The organism is Peptoniphilus sp. BV3AC2 (assembly GCF_000478945.1).
GTDB lineage: Bacteria > Bacillota > Clostridia > Tissierellales > Peptoniphilaceae > Peptoniphilus_B > Peptoniphilus_B duerdenii.
The window spans coordinates 30,085-47,626 of the sequence record NZ_AWXD01000008.1 but is presented as its reverse complement, the minus strand read 5'-3'; the positions used below and the strand labels follow the sequence as shown (position 1 = coordinate 47,626).

Below are 17,542 nucleotides of genomic sequence, written 5' to 3'. Positions count from 1 at the left end.
TATAAATTTTGTAAGACTTATTAATAACTATTAATAAGATATTAAAAAAATAGAAGAGAGGGCGACCTCTCTTTTGTTTTGCAATTTAAAAGACTATTTAAACATAAGAAAGATAATTTCATAGTCTCTAAAAATGTAAAAATAATCGCTTATATAAAAAACAAAAATATAAAAATCCCCCGACTAACGGGGGAAAATTTTTATCGTTTTTTATTTAAGAAGGGCAAATTCATAGCCTCTTTCTTTGAAATAATTTATTATACTTGGTAGTGCATTTACGGTGTGTTGTTTATTCATTGCGTCATGCATAAGTACTACCGCCACTCTCGTCTCTTCATTTTGATGTAGAGATCTATCGATATATCTAACCATTCCTTCTGGAGTAGAAGGTCTTACTGATTTAGGTTCAGCATCTCCTGATAGACAGTTCCAATCTATCCAAATTATTTTTCTGCTTGCTAGAGCTGAGTCAGCGCCTTCAATATTGTCCCAGGACATATGTCCTCCTGGATATCTCCACACATGGGATGCGAAATTTTCTCCTAGGATACTTTTTAGCTTCGCTGATAAAAGGTCAGCTTCTTTTGAAACTTGGCTATCATTTGCAGATCTTTCTGGATAAAGAAGATGGTAGTCGTGGGTATAGGAGTGCATTGCAATTGCATTTCCATCTACTAGAGCTTCTTTCAAATATCTGCTGGACTTGTCATTTATGGCTCTTCCAACAACGAAGAAGGTTCCTCTAACTCCATTTGCCTTTAGAGTTTTTAAAACTTGTGGAGTGATGGTAGTGTTTGGACCATCGTCAAAGGTTAAGAATACAAGTTTTTTATTTCCTTCATAGGAAACTTTGCCAGTGGTTACATCTCTTACCCATTTAGTATCGTAGGCATACTTTGCAGCAGTGGTGATATGATTTTCTCCAGGAACCAATTTCTTTTTAATTCTTGAAGCTCTCACTTCTGCGATATAGCTAAGAGCCTTTACATCGTCTTTTTTGATGTTGAAGTTAATAGGATTTAGCTGATTTTCTCTCATATTTATCTTTAGAAATGTAGCTACATAGTCTGAGTTACTTTCTAAATTCTTCGTAGCTCTAGAAGGTCTCTTCCTCAAAGTAAGACTAAAAATAAGTAGCACGATAATTGTTACTACGAAGTAAAATCTTCTTCTTGCTCTCTCTTTTCTTCTTTTCGCTCTTCTTTTTCTTTCCAATTGTCTATCTTTTAATTTTATTTTTTCTAAATCGTTATTCATCTTGTCTCCTCACATATCAGTTTTTTTAAAAAACACGGATTCATATCTCGGATGCAGGTTCTGAGTTTTAAAATACTTCATCGAGTACAAAACTCCATTTATCTCAGAGCCGATGAGCATGGTGTAGCTCATAAAGTAACTCCAAGTTAAGAATGCAAATATGGACCCGAGGGATCCATAGGTCACCGAGTACTTAGCGAAGTTCTGTAGGTACACACCGAATAGGGCACTGAAAAGATTCTGTCCTATGGTTGTAAATATAGCTCCCGGTAGAACTTCTGTTATCTTTATATTTCTTCTGATGTTCTTATTTAGCGTAAAGTAGTACATCATAATAAATATTATTAACATATAAGCTATGGGAACCAAATTTCTCAAAGCTTTAAACACATTGTAAAAGTTTGATGCATCTATCTGTAGAAATAGAATAGCCTTTGTAATAGCCATCTCTCCAACTACTGATGTAATTGATATTAGTACTATCATAACCATGAGTAGTAGGGTAAAGACTGCTGCTATAAGTCTTCTTAAAAAATAATTTCTATTGTCCTTTATTCCATAGGCATAATTTATATTTATGATAAGCTGCTTAACTCCACTGGATGCAGAAAATATACCCAGGATCAATGAAACCGATAGAAGCCCGGTGCTCGACGCTTTATTCAGTTGAGAAATAAATTCTGAAATAATTGAATAAATTTCTTCTGGCAGCACCGTCATAAAATTTACAAATTCACTTTGATTAAATATTTCTACAAAAGAAATAATATTTAAAAAGGCGATTATAAATGGAAATATTGAAAGAATGGTAAAAAAAGTTAGAGATCCAGCCATCGCTGGCAGATTTTTGTCCCCGATTCTAAAGAGCAATTTGTCAATAAAGATCATAAGGGGACTATTTTTGTATTTATCTAATAATTTTTCTACTGCTTTCATTGTCACCTCAAAATAAATTGTTTAACTGTAAATTATATTATATAATAAATATTGAGATAATGCTTTAAATTTAAACATTCTTAAGAAAGATATTAGCAACTGTATCTGCAACATGTTGACATGTGTCGACACAGGACTCAAGTTTTAGACTTAATGTGTTATGCTTTAAAATATCTTTTGCCTCAAGGTTTGAAAATATATTTTGAGTAGACTCTATATATACATTGTCGGCTCTATCTTCAAGTTTTCTTATATGTTTAATTAAATCTTCTATGTCCGAATATTTTTTTGCGGTCTTCAGGCTGTTTATAAGTAGAACGATGCTATTGGAACAGTCGACGATTATATCTACAAAAGTATATGTGGACGTTGTTATCTCTTTGATGTCATACATATAGATCGCCATCAGGATATCTTCTATGTCGTCGATTACAGCATCGATGGAATGACCGAGATGGAGAATATCTTCCTTGTTAAGTGGAAGTATATACTGTTTTTCAACTTGTTTTTGAATTTGGTGGTAGACTTTATCCGCATCATTTTCGATTTCATGAATTTCCATCACTAGGTACTTTACGTTTTCGTATTGGAAATCTATAAGGCTGCGCCTTAACATATCGGAAGCACGGACTGTATATTCTGAAAGATCTACTAATAAATTATAAAAATTTACTCTTGTTGCCATAGCTCCTCCTTCGATACTTACAGTATCACAGTGGGGTAATTTTTACAAGATAAAGGAGATTAAATGCCTACTTTTATTTTAAGTTTGCTCTTTATAACCATCGCCCTTTCGGTGGTGATGCTTCTCATATTATTTAGAAGACATATGGTTGTTGAAGGCAATGCAAAAGACGAAAAAAAACTGAAAAAATGTGAAGAAGCGATAAACGCTGTTTCAGATGAGGATCTCGAATATTTAAAGAGATTAAGTAGAGATTTAGGTCCTGTAAATGGGGTCAAGTTTCTCATGGACAAGTACGATATGGATATCAGATGTGCAAAAACAATAATGGATGGAATCTTGGTACACAATTTAAGCGATGAAGATATCGAATATCTAAAGAAGGTCAAAAAAGATTTTGGTGACGATGCTGCCTATGATGTAGCTGTAACCAAGTTAAAGATAGATAAGAAAGATGTTAAAGAACTTATAAACAATTTGTAATGGAGGATTAAATTGGATATCACTCATTTTTTCGCCCTTCTCGGAGGACTTGCATGCTTCCTATATGGCATGGATCTTATGAGTAATGGTCTAGAACTGGTAGCAGGGGATAGACTTCACAAGATAATAGAAGGGATGACTAAGTCAATCTTTAGAGGACTTCTCGTAGGTATCGTTGTAACTGCGGCAATACAATCATCATCAGGTACTACTGTAATGGTAGTTGGATTTGTAAACGCAGGTCTTATGACACTTCAACAAGCGGTTGGAGTTATTATGGGAGCCAATATCGGTACTACTATAACTGGACAACTGGTTGCTTTAAATATTACAGCGGTTGCACCAATATTTGCATTTATAGGATTTATTTTAAACCGATTTGTGAGTAAAAATTCTGTTAAATATTTAGGACAAGTAATCCTAGGTCTAGGATTTCTTTTTATGGGGATGGAACTCATGAGTACAGCCATGGCACCTCTTAGAGAGTATGAAGGTTTTAGACAACTTATGATTACCATGTCAAATCCAATAATAGGAATCTTAGTAGGTGCACTTGTAACAGGACTTATCCAATCATCTGCAGCCAGCCTTGGTATCTTACAAGCCATTGCCAACGAAGGACTAATAGGACTTACAGGATCTATGTACATCATCTGTGGATTTAACATAGGAACTTGTATAACCTCTGTTCTATCAGCAATTGGAACTTCTAAGAACGCCCAAAGAACTGCAGCAGTTCACGTACTATTTAACTTTATAGGAACTATTATATTTGTTTTAATTTCATTTGTAGTTCCGATTGATACATTTATCGAAAGTATATCTAGAAATTTACCAGCGGCACAGATTGCAAATATGCACACATTCTTTAATATTATGGCTACGTTAATACTTCTTCCGTTTTCAAGACATTTAGCTAAGCTTGCAACTATGGTTGTCAGCGGGGATGACAAGGAACAAGAAGAAATGGCGCTTCAATATATCAATCCTAGAAGAGCTGTTACAGATGCATCAGTAGAAATCACAGACATTAGAGCAGAAACCAACAGAATGCTAGCCATTGCGAAGGACAATTTTAAAATGGCGATGGAACTTCTAGTTAATTTCGATCACAAGAAATATGATTTAATCTTCCACAACGAAGATATATTAAATTTCTTAAATTCAAAGATTACTAAGCATATTATCGACTGTCTATCCCTTCAAATGGATGAGAACATGGCAGGGAATTTCACAGGATATATGCGAATCGTAAGAGATATCGAAAGAATTGGGGACCATATAAAAGCTGCAGCAGATATTGCAAAGGCAACCGACGAAAGAAAGCTAAGTTATACAGAAAAGGCAGTCAAGGAAATGGAATCTATCCAAAACTCTATAAACACTATGTTTAATACAATCGGCGAAGATATCACATATGCAGAAAGAATAAATAGACTAAGATTTTTCACCAACAGGGTGGACGGATTCGTTACAAATTATAGAAACACTCATATAGAAAGAATGAAAAACGGAGAATGCGATCCAGAAAGTGGACTGCTCTTCGACAAATGCCTAACATCCCTTGAAAGGATATCGGCATATTTATACAATGTTGGAAAACTTATAATATAAGGGAGGAAAAATGACTATTGTAAAACCATCTACACTACCTGGATTTATGGAACTTTTGCCAAAGGACCAAGTAGTATTCAATAATTTATTAGATATAATCAAAAAGAATTTTGAAAAATACGGATTTTTGCCAATCGATACTCCAGTACTTGAAAAGGCAGAGGTACTTCTTGCAAAGGGCGGCGGAGAAACTGAAAAGCAAGTCTATGAATTTACCAAAGGAACCACAGATATCGCCATGAGGTTCGACCTTACAGTTCCACTAGCAAGATATACGGTAGAACATTTTTCAGACTTACACTTTCCATTTAAAAGATACCAAGTAGGCAAGGTTTATAGAGGAGAAAGAGCGCAAAAGGGAAGGTACAGAGAGTTCTACCAATGTGACATAGACATCATTGGAAATGGAAAGATATCTCTTGTAAACGATGCGGAATGTCCTGCTGTTATCTATTCAATCTTTAGAGAATTCGACTTTGGAAAGTTCACAATACACATAAACAATAGAAAGATTCTAAATGGATTCTTCAAAAGCTTAGAAGTTAAATCTTCAGAAGAAGTGATGAGAATCGTGGATAAACTTGATAAGATTGGCGTGGACAATGTAAAAGAAGAGCTTGATAAGATTGGAATGAGTTCAGAAAATATCGAAAAACTAATTTCATTTATAGGAATAGACGGCACCAAGGAAGAAATTCTAGACGCCCTTAAAAAACTAGACTGCGATAACGAAGATTTCAAACAAGGAGTAGAAGAGTTAGAAGCTGTAGTTAAATACATGAGAGCCTACGGAGTTGATGACGACTATTTCAAGATTGATCTAAAGATTGCAAGGGGTCTCGATTACTACACAGGAACAGTCTATGAAACATTCCTAGATGATCACAGAGAACTCGGTTCAGTATCATCAGGAGGAAGGTATGACAATCTAGCTGGATACTACACCACAAACCTTATGCCAGGAGTTGGTATGTCCATAGGACTTACTAGACTCTTCTCAAAGATGCAAGAACTTGATCTAATCAAGAAGAAAGGTAACAAGGTATCTGACATCATAATCATACCAATGGAAAGCACCATCGAAAAATCTATAGAAATTTTAGCTAAACTTCAAAAGGCAGGCATCAGCACCACCATCTACACAGAATCTGGTAAGATGGGCAAGAAGTTTAAATATGCAGACGCACTAGATATTAAGTACGCCCTAGTAATAGGAGAAAATGAATTAGAATCCAACGTCTTTGGACTTAAAAATATGGAGACAGGAGATCAAGAAGAACTATCTCTAGAAGATATAATTGCCAAATTTAGCAAGTAATCTAAGCTCCTTAATAACATGGTGACGTGCATATCTTGAAAGTTAAAGAAGGACGTTGTACAATTTTTTATAAGTTGGTGAAAAAATGAATGATCAAATAGACAAGATAAAAGAGCCAATAGAAAAAGCTGCGGAGCCAATTACATCGAAGATGAGTCCTATGATGATGGATATAACTGTCATAGCACTCACAATTCTAATAGGATTATTAGCGATAAAGATAACCGATTATATATTTAAGAAGTTTAGAAAGACTGGCAAGATCTCATATAACTTTTTAAATACACTTATAAAAGGATTTATAATTCTCGTTATGATCTTTAAGATTGGTAATCTTTCTCAGACCTTCCAAAGCATGGCAGGATCCATACTAATGAGTTCATCTCTCATTGTGGCGGTGCTTGCATTTGCATTTCAAAAGAGTTTAGAAGATTTGATAGCTGGATTTATGATTTCAGTATTCAGACCATTTGAAGTTGGAGATAGAATCAATTTTGTAAACATGAAGATAGTTGGATATATAGAAGATATTTCTCTAAGACATACAACTATTAGGACATTTACAAACTCTAGACTTATAGTACCAAACTCAGTGATGAATAAGGAAGTCTTGGAAAACTCCCACATAGTTGATCCGATATCCGGTGGATTTTTAGATATAACCATTGCATACACAGCGGATATAGATAGAGCTATGGAAATAATTGTAGAATGTGTAGAAAGTGACAAGGACGTACTGGACATTAGACCAATAGACGAAAGGGTGGGAAGTCATTTCACCACCGTATTTATAAATGAGCTATCTGAATATGGAGTAAACCTAAGAGTTACCATTTGGACGGCGAATGTGGATTTAAACTTTGAAACAGTTTCAAGGCTTAGAAAAGAAATAGTTAAGAGATTTGTAGCAGAAGGTATAGAGATTGCATCACTCTCCAACAATCTTAGAATTGCAATGGAAAATGATAAAATACGAGGTTAGCATGGAAAAACATTTAAATTTTAAATCGATTGAAAAAATGATTTTCAAACAAACATTTTTTGAAAAATTCATGGCGGTACTCATCGGTTGTCTATTCATAACCATTTCCATAGTTATGTTTATAAGACCAAACCAAATGATAGCTGCCGGAGTAAACGGAATGAGTATACTAATAGAACACGCGACAGGAATACCACTATCCATATTGGTATTTGCGCTTAATCTTCCTCTTTTAATAATAGGAGTATTCCTACTATCAAGAGAATTTATATTCTTTACTATACTTTCTACAGTATTTACATCTCTATACATTGCAATGTGGACCGCAATACTTCCAAAGGGATTTGCAGTTACACATGATTTAATCTTGGCAAGTATATTCGGAGGAATATTCTCAGGAATTGGAAATGGAATCACCTTTAGATATGGGACCTCCACAGGAGGATTCGATATTCTAGGTGCAATAGCAAAGAAGTACTGGAACGTAAACATAGGCTCAGGACTACTTGCTCTTAATGGAATAGTAATAGCAATATCCGCATTTGTATTTTCAATCGACAAAGCACTATATACACTTATTGCGTTTATAATTGGATATACTTTGGTTGACAAGATTCACCTAGGTGTAGGTAAACAGAAACAAGTACTTATAATAAGTTCAAAATGGGACGAAGTAACAGAGATGATTCAAGCGAAACTTGGAAGAGGAGTTACCCTTATCGACGGAGAAGGAGCATACCAATTCAAGAAGTTAAAAATAATCTACTGTATCTGTACCTCAATGGAACTTGTAAAACTAAAGAATTATGTAAAACTTGTAGATCCAAAAGCATTTATGTCTGTATCAGAAACTGCGGAAATACAAGGACACGGTTTCAAAAAAATAGCTATTTAAAATTTAAATTAATTTATCTTAATAGAGCTTTAAATGGATGACAACCTTTTCTCGAAAAGGTCTCATCCATTTTTTTTTATTTATAAATTTTGATTAGATTTTATTTTGTTTTAAATATTCCTCAGTGAAAATTATTAGTTATATAGCCAAAGAATTGCGATTTTAAATTTTGTAAAAATATTTTTTTTATATTTAAAAGACCAAATAAATATAAATAAAAGATTTATAAAAACATTTTCATTTTTTTACAAAAATTATAGACATTAAATCATATTTTAGATAAAATAAAATTAACAAAATAATTTTAGGAGGATGCACAAGATGCAAGATTCAGAAAAGAAAATTAAGTGGCAGATACTATGCTTTATGGTATTCTCTACTTTATGGGGATTTGGAAACGTTACTAATGGTTTCGTATTCTTTAACGGTATTCAAGTAATATTTTCATGGATCCTAATGTTCGCGTTTTATTTTATTCCATACGCACTTATGGTTGGAGAACTTGGTTCCGCATTTAAAAACGAAGGTGGAGGAGTTACTTCATGGATGAGAGCAACTACCACAGACAAGATCGCATACTACGCAGGATGGACTTATTGGGCTGTACATATTACTTATATAGCTTCAAAAGGTTCTGGTGGATTAAAGGCTATGGGTTGGATGTTCTTTCAAAGCGCAGAAGCATATGACACAATACCAACACTTTATATTCAGTTAGCAACACTTTGCGTATTTTTATTCTTCTGTTGGGTAGCAAGTAGAGGACTTAATCCGCTTAAAAATTTAGCAGCTATCGCTGGTTCTAGTATGTTTGTAATGGGTATTTTATATATACTTCTTATGCTAGCAGCACCAACTCTTAACCCTAACGGCGGATACTTAAAGATGGATTGGTCTTTAACTAATTTGATTCCTACATTTGATATGAAATATTTCACAAGTTTATCAATACTTGTATTTGCTGTAGGCGGAATTGAAAAGTTAAGCCCTTATGTAAACAAGGTAGATGGTAATCCAGCAAAAAATTTCCCTAAAGCAATGATATTTGCTGCTATAATGGTAGTTGTTTCTGCAATTTTCGGAACTATTGCAATGGGAATGATGTTTGACCCTAGCGTTATAAATGCTGACCAAGCAACATTTGACTCTTATGCAGCTAATGGATCTTATTGGGCATTCCAAAAATTGGGAGAATACTATGGAGTTGGTAACGCAATTCTAATTATATATGCACTATGTAACCTAATTGGACAATTCGCAGTACTTGTTGTAAGTATCGATGCTCCACTTAGAATGCTACTTGATGATGAAAGAACAAACCAATTTATTCCAAGAAGACTTCTAAAGAAAAACAAGTATGGTGCATATATCAATGGTATCAAACTTGTAGTTGTGCTTTCTGGATCAATTATCCTTGCACAAATCTTGGTACCAGGAGCAGCGACAGTATTAAGACAGTTAACTAAACTTAACTCAGTTACGATGCCACTTCGTTATTTGTGGGTATTCTTGGCATATATTGCCCTTAGAAAGAAAAATGATAAGTTTGATAGAGAATTTAAGTTTATGAAAAACAATGGAGCCGCATTGTTCTTCGGTATCTGGTGTTTCATAGTTACAGCATTCTGTTGTGCTCTAGGAATCATCTCAGACGATCCATTCCAACTTGTGCTTAACATCTGTACACCAGTTATTCTTCTTGGACTAGGAGTTATACTACCAATAATAAGAGCAAGAGAAGACAAGAGATTAAACTAAATTCTAAAAAGGAGGAATCATGAACTATATAGAAAGTTCAAAAGAATTATTAGAATTTATTAAAAAAAGCTCAAGTATGTTTCACACAGTAGATACTGTAAAATCATACCTTGATAAAGAAAATTTTGTAGAATTAAAAGAAGGCGAAAGCTGGAATCTTGAAAAAGGCAAAAACTACTACACCACTAGAAACGATTCAAGTATCTTAGCTTTCAAAGTAGGAAAGAATATTTCAGACTACCACTACCAATTAGTGGCTTCACACTCTGACTCACCAACATTTAAAATTAAAAGCGTAGCAGAACTTGAAGGACCTGGAGATTATATAAAACTAAATGTAGAAGTATATGGCGGTCCAATAGACTGGACATGGCTAGATAAACCTCTCACATTAGCTGGAAGAGTCTTGGTAGAAGAAAATAATGAAATAGTTTCAAAACTTCTATATATAGACAAGGATATTTTAATTATTCCAGATGTTGCAATCCACATGAATAGAGAAGTAAATAGCGGATATAAATTCAATAGACAAGTTGATTTACTTCCACTTTTCACAACAGGAGCAATGAAAAAAGGCGACTACAACAAGATGATCGCAGAAGAACTTGGAGTAAAAGAAAATCAAATTATTTCAAAGGATCTATTCCTTGTAAACAGACAAGAAGGAAAAGTATGGGGATATAAAGATGAATTTGTATCTTCACCAAAGCTTGATGACTTGGAATGTGCCTTCACATCACTTAAAGCATTTATAGCAGCATCAAACGATGTGGCAGTAAATGTATATGCTTGTTTCGACAACGAAGAAGTTGGATCAAACACAAAACAAGGAGCGATGAGTACATTCTTAAAAGACACACTAAGAAGAATCAATTCAGCCCTTGAATATTCTGAAGAAGACTATCTAAGAGCGGTTGCTAAATCATTCTTAGTAAGTGCGGATAACGCCCACGCAGTTCATCCAAACCATCCAGAGTTAACCGACGATGGAAACAAAGCCTTCATGAACAAAGGAATCGTAATAAAAGAAGCTGCAAATCAAAAATACACTTCAGATGCTTTTTCACAAGCTGTATTTAAAAAGATCTGTGCACTTTCAGAAGTTCCGGTTCAACATTTTGCAAACAGAAGCAATATGCAAGGTGGATCAACTCTAGGTAATCTTTCAAACACACAAGTGTCACTTCATGCTGTAGATATTGGACTACCACAACTTGCAATGCATTCAAATTATGAAACTGCTGGAGTTATGGATGTAGAATATATGATAAAAGCGCTTACAAAGTACTATAATACAAATATAAACATCCAAGGTGCAACCAAGATTTCTATAGAAGAATAAAAATTATCAACACAAAAATAGAGCAGGAAACTGCTCTATTTTTATTTTAGTAAATATTTATATCTGTCGATCATAAATGCGCCAAATGGTGCGGTAAATAGTATTGCAAGGACTGCCACAGTTAATACCTGCGGTCCACATTTAAGTCCCATGGCAAGAGGAATTGCTCCTATTGCAGCTTGCACCGTTGCCTTTGGAGTGTAAGCAAGCATAGAAAAAATTCTTTCACCACGGTTAAGTTTGGTTCCTAGGACAGAAACATAGACTCCAACCATTCTAATCATTAGACATAAAATAATTGTAACTAGTGCAATAGGCCCTAGTTTTAAAGCATATCCAAGATTTACTTCCGCTCCTACTAGTACGAAGAGAAGTATTTCTGCTCCGGACCATAGGGACCTAAAACCGCTTGAAATTTCTGCTGCGGCTTCGAAGTTGGTATTTTGTGTTCCAATTCCTAGTGCCATTACTGCAATTAGTCCAGAGATTGGAATTATATTTTGAACTTCTTCGGTGGATGCAAGTAAGAATGCAATGGATAGGGTAATCATAGTTTGGATGGTGTGTTCCATCTTAATTTTCTTTAAAAATATCCCATAAAGTTTTCCGACTGCGTAACCTAAAATTATCCCAGTTGCTATGGAAATAGGAATATTTACAAAGCTCATTATATCTACATTTCCACCTTTTGCAATGGAGACAAATGATGTGAATAGAACGATTACAAATATATCATCAACCGATGCGCCCGCCATAATCATTTGAGGAATGGAATTCTTCTTGCCATATCCATTTTCCATTAGATATATCATCTTTGGAACCACCACTGCGGGGCTTACCGCTGCAACGACAGCTCCCATTATAAGTGCGTCTATTAAATCAATTTTTAGAAGTAGTGGAGCAAATATTGCCATTGCCATGATTTCGAAACTTGCCGGTACAAATGAAAGTAGTACTGCAGGACGACCAACTTTTTTAAGATCGGAGATATCCAGGGTAAATCCAGCCCTTGCAAGGATGATTATTAGGGCGATTCTTCTAAGCTCTGCAGAAATATTTAGAATCTTTTCGTCGAGAATATTTAGTGCAAATGGTCCTAGGATCATCCCGGTTATAAGCATCCCGAAAAGAGCGGGAAGTTTTATCTTTTTCATAAAGTAGGAAAGTATACATCCTAGGATAAAAATATATGCGATTGAATTTAACATTTTTTCTCCTTATTTTTTCATTTTTAAATTATTTTGTATAAATTATTTTTAGTTTAAGCTATTCTAGAGTATAAGTAATTAATAATCTTTCAACTAAATTCATTATTATAATAGCACAAAAAAAGCTGATGCTCTACATTTAAGTAGAAGTCATCAGCTTTCGCGTTTAAAGTTCCCAATTATTAAATTAATAAGTTTAGAATGGAGCGTATGATTGGTCAGACCACCATTCGTTCTTAAGTTCTTCGTATTGTTTAGCGATTTGTGTTAATTGGAAGTTTTCCCAGTATGCAAGTTCTTTGTAAAGTCCTTTTGCTTCAGGTACTTCTGATCTTGCAGCTGCCTTTTCATAGAATTTGATGTTAACCTTCTTAATGTTCATTCCAAGGTTAAATACTGATAGTACCATGGTTGCATTTTCTGGATTAACTTTGCCCCATTCAAAGGCTTTACCTTCAAGAGAAGATTTAACTTTTTCTATTACAGTTGCTTCATTCTTTTCTATATTATTTTTTAATTTGTTTAGATAGTCAACATGTTCTTCTGATTGATGAGCAAGTGATAAAAATATTTCCTTAGATTCACCAATTAGTTGTTCAGAAGACATTTTGAAGTAGTTGATACTTTCTACTTCGTTAAGAATTGCTTGTTTAACTATATTAAGTTCAGAAGAGAAGATCTTTTCTTCTTGAGCCTTATCCATTTGTCTAACGTCGTTTAGATAATTAATCTTCATTTCTTCTTCGCCACCCTTTAGGTGTTTGTAGTGTTCTGGAGTCTTAGATTCAACTTTATTTTCAGCTGCAGTTACATATTCTTTGCCTGCTGCATTTCCACCTGCTTCGATAGCTTTTTCATTTATTGGAATAAGTTTCTTCTTCTTGTCTCCGTAAACTTTTGTAAATGCTTGGATTACAGATTCTACTTTTACAAGCTTAGTTATATTTAGATATGCACCAAGCATAACCATGTTTGCAACTCTTGCGTTACCTAAATCTATTGCGATGTCGTTTACTGGAATTTTGTGAACTTCTATATCAGTTCTTGTGGTTTCTTTTTTTACTAGTGATGAATTTATAAATAAATTTCCGCCAGGTCTTACATGTGATTCAAACAATGAAAGAGATGGTTCGTTCATTACTATTACATCGTCTGCTACTGCTATGATTGGAGATCCTACAGGGTCTTCAGATACTACTACTGAGCAGTTTGCAGCTCCTCCACGCATTTCTGGTCCGTAAGATGGATACCAAGATACGTGTTTACCTTCAAGCATGCCGGCATAGGAAATAAGTTGTCCCATTGCCATTACACCTTGACCACCAAATCCTGCCATTACTATTTTTCTTGTCATTTTATTCACCTCTTCTAAAATTACCAAGTGGATAATATGGAATCATATTGTCTCTTAACCATTGAAGTGATTCTACTGGAGGAAGTCCCCAGTTAGTAGGACAAGTAGATAGGACTTCGACAATACCAAAGCCTTTATTATCAAGTTGTAGTTGGAAACATTCTTTGATTGCGCGTTTTGCACGTCTGATATTTGCAGGAGTATCAACTGAAACTCTTTCTACAAATTTTGCTCCGTCTATGGTTGCAAGCATTTCAGAGATTCTAAGTGGCTTACCTGACCAGTCTTCATCACGTCCGTATGGGGAAGTGGTGGTTACTTGACCGATAAGAGTAGTAGGAGCCATTTGTCCTCCTGTCATACCGTAGATTGCGTTGTTTACAAATATTGTTGAGATCTTTTCTCCTCTATGAGCAGCGTGTACGATTTCAGCTGTACCTATAGAAGCCAAGTCTCCGTCGCCTTGATAGGTGAATACAAATTTATCTGGATGAACTCTCTTTGCACCGGTTGCAACTGCTGGAGCTCTACCGTGAGCAGCTTCATACATATCGCAGTTGAAGTACTTATAAGCAAGTACTGAACAACCTACTGGGCATACGCCTATAGCTTTGTCTTGAAGACCCATTTCAACTAGACATTCTGCTACTAATTTGTGGATGATACCATGAGTACATCCTGGGCAGTAGTGGAATACTTCGTCAGTTAAGCCTTCTGAGTATGTGTATAGACAAGTTTCATTTTCTTTTAATACTGGTTTCTTCATTTATTTAGCCTCCAATACTTTAAGTGCAGCTTCTGCTACTTCTTCAGCTGTTGGAATATTTCCGCCTAGTCTGCAGAAGAAGTGGATGTTTTGACGACCTTCTGTAGCGATCTTAACATCGTCTGTCATTTGTCCGTGGTTCATTTCTACAACTAGAATATCTTTACAAGATTCTGGAATTTTTTTGAATGAACTATATGGATATGGCCAGCAGGTAATAGGTCTTATAAGTCCTACTTTGTATCCTTTCTTTTCAAGGATTCCCATAGCTGATTTACAAATTCTTGCAGAAGTACCATAAGCAGAGAGTACAAGTTCAACGCCTTCTTCAAGACCTACTTCTTCAACTCTTGTTTCGTTTTCTTCGATAGTTTTATATTTTTCAATTAGATGATGGTTGTGTACTTCTAGTTCATCTGCAGATAGATAGATTGAGTTTATAATATTGTTTTCTTTTCTAGTTCCTCTACCTGTAGCTGCCCAAGGTTTTGCTGGTTCTTCTTCTGTTCTTTCTTTAAATTCAACAGGTTCCATCATTTGACCGATAACACCGTCACCCATTAAAACAACTGGGTTTCTGTACTTATCAGCAAGGTCAAATCCAAGCATAACTAAATCTACCATTTCTTGAACAGTAGATGGGCTAAGTACGATTGTTCTGTAGTCACCATTTCCTCCACCTCTAGTAGATTGGAAATAGTCGGTTTGTGATGGTTGGATAGATCCAAGTCCTGGACCACCTCTCATCATGTTTACTATAAGTGCTGGAAGTTCAGCTCCACACATGTAAGAAATTCCTTCTTGTTTAAGTGCGATTCCAGGAGAAGAAGATGAAGTCATAACTCTTGCACCTGCTCCTGATGCTCCGTAAAGCATGTTTATAGCAGCAACTTCTGATTCTGCTTGTAAGAAACAACCTCCAATTTTTGGAAGTTCTCTTGATAAGTACTCTGGAACTTCTGATTGTGGTGTAATTGGATATCCAAAGAAGTATTTGCAACCAGCTTTTATAGCAGCTGCACCTACAGCTTCATTACCTTTCATTAATACCTTTGTCATTTTATCACCATCCCTAACCTATTTTAATTACTGAAATAACTGAATCAGGACAAGTTATTGCGCAGTTTTGACAAGCAATACAGTCCTCTGGTCTTGCAGCTGTTGCAGGGCTATAACCCTTACCATTGATCTTGTGTGGATCGATTTCAATTACGTTTTTTGGGCACGCAATTACGCAAAGACCGCAGCCTTTGCATCTTGATTCATTGAATTCTACTCTACCTTTTGCCATTTTTTCCTCCTCAAATCATCCAATCGTCTCTGAAATATAAGTCGATTGGAAAAATTTCGTTTTTAATCGAATTTTCTTTTTCAAGTTGTTCTGCAACAGGTCTTATACAAGCTGTGTAGACAACTGGAATATTTAAAAGTTTTGAAACTTCTTCGACTATTTCTTGACCGTAAAGTACATCGTCTACGGTAGTATCTTTTAGCATATGAGTTGTATTGATAAGTCCATTTATTCTCGTTTGAGAATGAGCCTCTGTACTTTTAATAAAAGCAATAATGTCTGAAACTTCAGCAGTCTCAGGTCTATTTCTATTTATGATGAAATAGTTATCGTAGCCTGATCTATGTAGAAGCTCTCTGTACCTACCTAGGGATAAGGAGCCTTTTGGGTTGCCTCCAATATCCATTACAACTTGATATTCTTCTCTCTCAAGGGGCATTAAAATCTGCGGATCCACAGCAGGAATATCTAGAGCCTGCATCTTTTTCATGATTGAACCGTAGACTTCTACTCCATTATTTTCTAGGAACTCAGTCTTCTCTCTAATCCTAAAATACATGTTGATTATGTCTAAGTCTATTGCTGCCACTTTTTCATAATATTTTTTTAAAAATAGACAGTAGTTGATAGAAAATTCAGTCTTACCAGAACCAAAATGACCTGTAATAATTTTTATTCTATTGCCTTTTGGTTTCAAATCTGCCAATTAATCACCTCACATGTCAGTGTAAAGCTTTAAACAAACATAGTAAAATGCTAATGTGAAAAGCTTTTCTAATTTAATTCTATATTATTTTTAATTTTTTAACAAGTATTTTTTATAACGGATAAATAAAATATCACTCTATTATAAAAATGTGTTAGAAGAGATTTGTATTCATTAAACTATATTTTATTTTTTAAATAAATTTGATAATAAAAAGGAAATTAATTTTAGAATTGGGTATATTATAGGTATTAAGAAATATTTTAGGAGGGTAAAATGTTAAAAGAAATAATAAAAGCGAGAAGAAGTATTAGAAAATATAAACCAGAACTACCAAGCATGGAAACCATAGAAGAGATACTTTCTCTATCAATTATGGGTCCTTCCTATGCATCTTCTCGTCCTGTGGAATTTGTAATCGTAACCGAGAAGGAAAACCTTAAGAAACTCGCTGACATGGAAATGTTTGGAACTCAATATCTAAAAGATGCGCCAATGTGCATATTAGTTATGACAAATGCAGATACAGTTAGAAATTGGGTGGAAGAATGTGCAATTGTTTCTTCTTATATTGGACTTTGTGCAGTTGACAATGGACTTTCTACTTGCTGGGTAAACGTAAGGGAAGGGGAAACTCAAGATGGAAGAGAGTACCAAGAATTTTTTAAAGAAGAGTTTGGAGTGCCAAAGGATTACAAAGTGCTTACCATAATTCCAATTGGGACTGGTGATGAAAGAGTAAGAAGAAGAGAAGAAATAGATATTAAATCTAAGATTCACATGGAAAAGTTCTAAAATTTTAATAATATTTAAAAATATCCAAATAACTTTGTGAAAAATAAAATTATTTCACGCTAAATTGTTGATTTGGTATTGAAAAGATAGATTTAAGATGATAAAATGATTTTGGGTTTGTAAAGAACCCAATCATCTTTTTTCTTTCCAGA

Annotated in this window: 17 protein-coding genes; 8 read left to right on the top strand and 9 right to left on the bottom strand. The window is 34.7% G+C overall.

What is annotated here, in order from left to right:
* Positions 1-210: 210 nt before the first annotated feature.
* The 3 genes from HMPREF1252_RS02165 to HMPREF1252_RS02155 form a co-directional block, all read right to left on the bottom strand.
* A complete protein-coding gene (locus tag HMPREF1252_RS02165) occupies positions 211-1,257 on the bottom strand; it encodes a polysaccharide deacetylase family protein (RefSeq protein ID WP_023059393.1) in 1,047 nt (348 codons plus the stop codon).
* A 9-nt stretch (positions 1,258-1,266) separates the two neighbouring features.
* Entirely contained in the window at positions 1,267-2,193 is a 927-nt protein-coding gene (locus HMPREF1252_RS02160; protein WP_023059292.1) for a YihY/virulence factor BrkB family protein, read from the bottom strand.
* A 70-nt stretch (positions 2,194-2,263) separates the two neighbouring features.
* Positions 2,264-2,878 (bottom strand): DUF47 domain-containing protein, encoded by a 615-nt coding sequence (locus tag HMPREF1252_RS02155; protein ID WP_023059353.1) that lies wholly within the window; start codon positions 2,876-2,878, stop codon positions 2,264-2,266.
* Positions 2,879-2,941: 63 nt separating this feature from the next.
* On the opposite strand from HMPREF1252_RS02155, the gene HMPREF1252_RS02150 reads away from it, so the two are divergent.
* The 7 genes from HMPREF1252_RS02150 (at position 2,942) to HMPREF1252_RS02120 (ending at position 11,270) form a co-directional block, all read left to right on the top strand.
* On the top strand, positions 2,942-3,361 hold the full coding sequence (locus tag HMPREF1252_RS02150) for a hypothetical protein (protein ID WP_008901664.1): 420 nt from the start codon (positions 2,942-2,944) through the stop codon (positions 3,359-3,361).
* A gap of 12 nt (positions 3,362-3,373) precedes the next feature.
* Positions 3,374-4,975 (top strand): Na/Pi cotransporter family protein, encoded by a 1,602-nt coding sequence (locus HMPREF1252_RS02145; RefSeq protein WP_008901665.1) that lies wholly within the window; start codon positions 3,374-3,376, stop codon positions 4,973-4,975.
* 10 nt (positions 4,976-4,985) lie between these two features.
* Positions 4,986-6,293, top strand: coding sequence for a histidine--tRNA ligase (gene hisS / locus HMPREF1252_RS02140; protein WP_023059176.1), 1,308 nt, complete (start codon positions 4,986-4,988; stop codon positions 6,291-6,293).
* An 85-nt stretch (positions 6,294-6,378) separates the two neighbouring features.
* Complete coding sequence (locus HMPREF1252_RS09185; protein WP_023059251.1) at positions 6,379-7,275, top strand: mechanosensitive ion channel family protein; 897 nt, start codon at positions 6,379-6,381, stop codon at positions 7,273-7,275.
* A 1-nt stretch (position 7,276) separates the two neighbouring features.
* Complete coding sequence (locus HMPREF1252_RS02130; RefSeq protein WP_023059369.1) at positions 7,277-8,170, top strand: YitT family protein; 894 nt, start codon at positions 7,277-7,279, stop codon at positions 8,168-8,170.
* Between the two features lie 321 nt (positions 8,171-8,491).
* Positions 8,492-9,928 carry an amino acid permease gene (locus tag HMPREF1252_RS02125; RefSeq protein WP_023059195.1) on the top strand — a complete coding sequence of 479 codons (1,437 nt, stop codon included), beginning with the start codon at positions 8,492-8,494 and terminating at the stop codon, positions 9,926-9,928.
* Between the two features lie 19 nt (positions 9,929-9,947).
* Positions 9,948-11,270, top strand: a complete 1,323-nt coding sequence (locus tag HMPREF1252_RS02120) for a M18 family aminopeptidase (protein ID WP_023059210.1) — start codon at positions 9,948-9,950, stop codon at positions 11,268-11,270.
* Between the two features lie 41 nt (positions 11,271-11,311).
* Here the strand turns inward: HMPREF1252_RS02120 and HMPREF1252_RS02115 are convergent, their stop codons facing one another.
* From HMPREF1252_RS02115 to HMPREF1252_RS02090, 6 genes are all read right to left on the bottom strand, one after another.
* Positions 11,312-12,478, bottom strand: a complete 1,167-nt coding sequence (locus HMPREF1252_RS02115; protein WP_023059145.1) for a sodium:proton antiporter — start codon at positions 12,476-12,478, stop codon at positions 11,312-11,314.
* Positions 12,479-12,674: 196 nt separating this feature from the next.
* Entirely contained in the window at positions 12,675-13,832 is a 1,158-nt protein-coding gene (locus HMPREF1252_RS02110; protein ID WP_023059213.1) for a 2-oxoacid:acceptor oxidoreductase family protein, read from the bottom strand.
* A gap of 1 nt (position 13,833) precedes the next feature.
* Entirely contained in the window at positions 13,834-14,598 is a 765-nt protein-coding gene (locus tag HMPREF1252_RS02105; protein WP_008901673.1) for a thiamine pyrophosphate-dependent enzyme, read from the bottom strand.
* Positions 14,599-15,657, bottom strand: coding sequence for a 3-methyl-2-oxobutanoate dehydrogenase subunit VorB (locus HMPREF1252_RS02100; RefSeq protein WP_008901674.1), 1,059 nt, complete (start codon positions 15,655-15,657; stop codon positions 14,599-14,601).
* Between the two features lie 13 nt (positions 15,658-15,670).
* Positions 15,671-15,889 (bottom strand): ferredoxin family protein, encoded by a 219-nt coding sequence (locus HMPREF1252_RS02095; RefSeq protein WP_008901675.1) that lies wholly within the window; start codon positions 15,887-15,889, stop codon positions 15,671-15,673.
* A gap of 10 nt (positions 15,890-15,899) precedes the next feature.
* Entirely contained in the window at positions 15,900-16,595 is a 696-nt protein-coding gene (locus HMPREF1252_RS02090) for a hypothetical protein (protein WP_008901676.1), read from the bottom strand.
* Positions 16,596-16,871: 276 nt separating this feature from the next.
* Between HMPREF1252_RS02090 and HMPREF1252_RS02085 the strand changes: the two genes are divergently transcribed.
* Positions 16,872-17,390: a nitroreductase family protein gene (locus tag HMPREF1252_RS02085; protein ID WP_008901677.1), complete on the top strand. Its 519-nt coding sequence runs from the start codon at positions 16,872-16,874 to the stop codon at positions 17,388-17,390.
* Positions 17,391-17,542 lie beyond the last annotated feature (152 nt).

Excerpts from the sequence above, each read along its gene's own strand:
- HMPREF1252_RS02125 (WP_023059195.1), top strand. The coding sequence starts at position 8,492 with ATGCAAGATTCAGAAAAGAAAATTAAGTGGCAGATACTATGCTTTATG.
- HMPREF1252_RS02120 (WP_023059210.1), top strand. The coding sequence starts at position 9,948 with ATGAACTATATAGAAAGTTCAAAAGAATTATTAGAATTTATTAAAAAA.
- HMPREF1252_RS02100 (WP_008901674.1), bottom strand. The coding sequence starts at position 15,657 with ATGACAAAGGTATTAATGAAAGGTAATGAAGCTGTAGGTGCAGCTGCT.
- hisS (WP_023059176.1), top strand. The coding sequence starts at position 4,986 with ATGACTATTGTAAAACCATCTACACTACCTGGATTTATGGAACTTTTG.
- HMPREF1252_RS09185 (WP_023059251.1), top strand. The coding sequence starts at position 6,379 with ATGAATGATCAAATAGACAAGATAAAAGAGCCAATAGAAAAAGCTGCG.
- HMPREF1252_RS02130 (WP_023059369.1), top strand. The coding sequence starts at position 7,277 with ATGGAAAAACATTTAAATTTTAAATCGATTGAAAAAATGATTTTCAAA.
- HMPREF1252_RS02095 (WP_008901675.1), bottom strand. The coding sequence starts at position 15,889 with ATGGCAAAAGGTAGAGTAGAATTCAATGAATCAAGATGCAAAGGCTGC.
- HMPREF1252_RS02115 (WP_023059145.1), bottom strand. The coding sequence starts at position 12,478 with ATGTTAAATTCAATCGCATATATTTTTATCCTAGGATGTATACTTTCC.
- HMPREF1252_RS02105 (WP_008901673.1), bottom strand. The coding sequence starts at position 14,598 with ATGAAGAAACCAGTATTAAAAGAAAATGAAACTTGTCTATACACATAC.
- HMPREF1252_RS02110 (WP_023059213.1), bottom strand. The coding sequence starts at position 13,832 with ATGACAAGAAAAATAGTAATGGCAGGATTTGGTGGTCAAGGTGTAATG.
- HMPREF1252_RS02150 (WP_008901664.1), top strand. The coding sequence starts at position 2,942 with ATGCCTACTTTTATTTTAAGTTTGCTCTTTATAACCATCGCCCTTTCG.
- HMPREF1252_RS02155 (WP_023059353.1), bottom strand. The coding sequence starts at position 2,878 with ATGGCAACAAGAGTAAATTTTTATAATTTATTAGTAGATCTTTCAGAA.
- HMPREF1252_RS02160 (WP_023059292.1), bottom strand. The coding sequence starts at position 2,193 with ATGAAAGCAGTAGAAAAATTATTAGATAAATACAAAAATAGTCCCCTT.
- HMPREF1252_RS02165 (WP_023059393.1), bottom strand. The coding sequence starts at position 1,257 with ATGAATAACGATTTAGAAAAAATAAAATTAAAAGATAGACAATTGGAA.
- HMPREF1252_RS02085 (WP_008901677.1), top strand. The coding sequence starts at position 16,872 with ATGTTAAAAGAAATAATAAAAGCGAGAAGAAGTATTAGAAAATATAAA.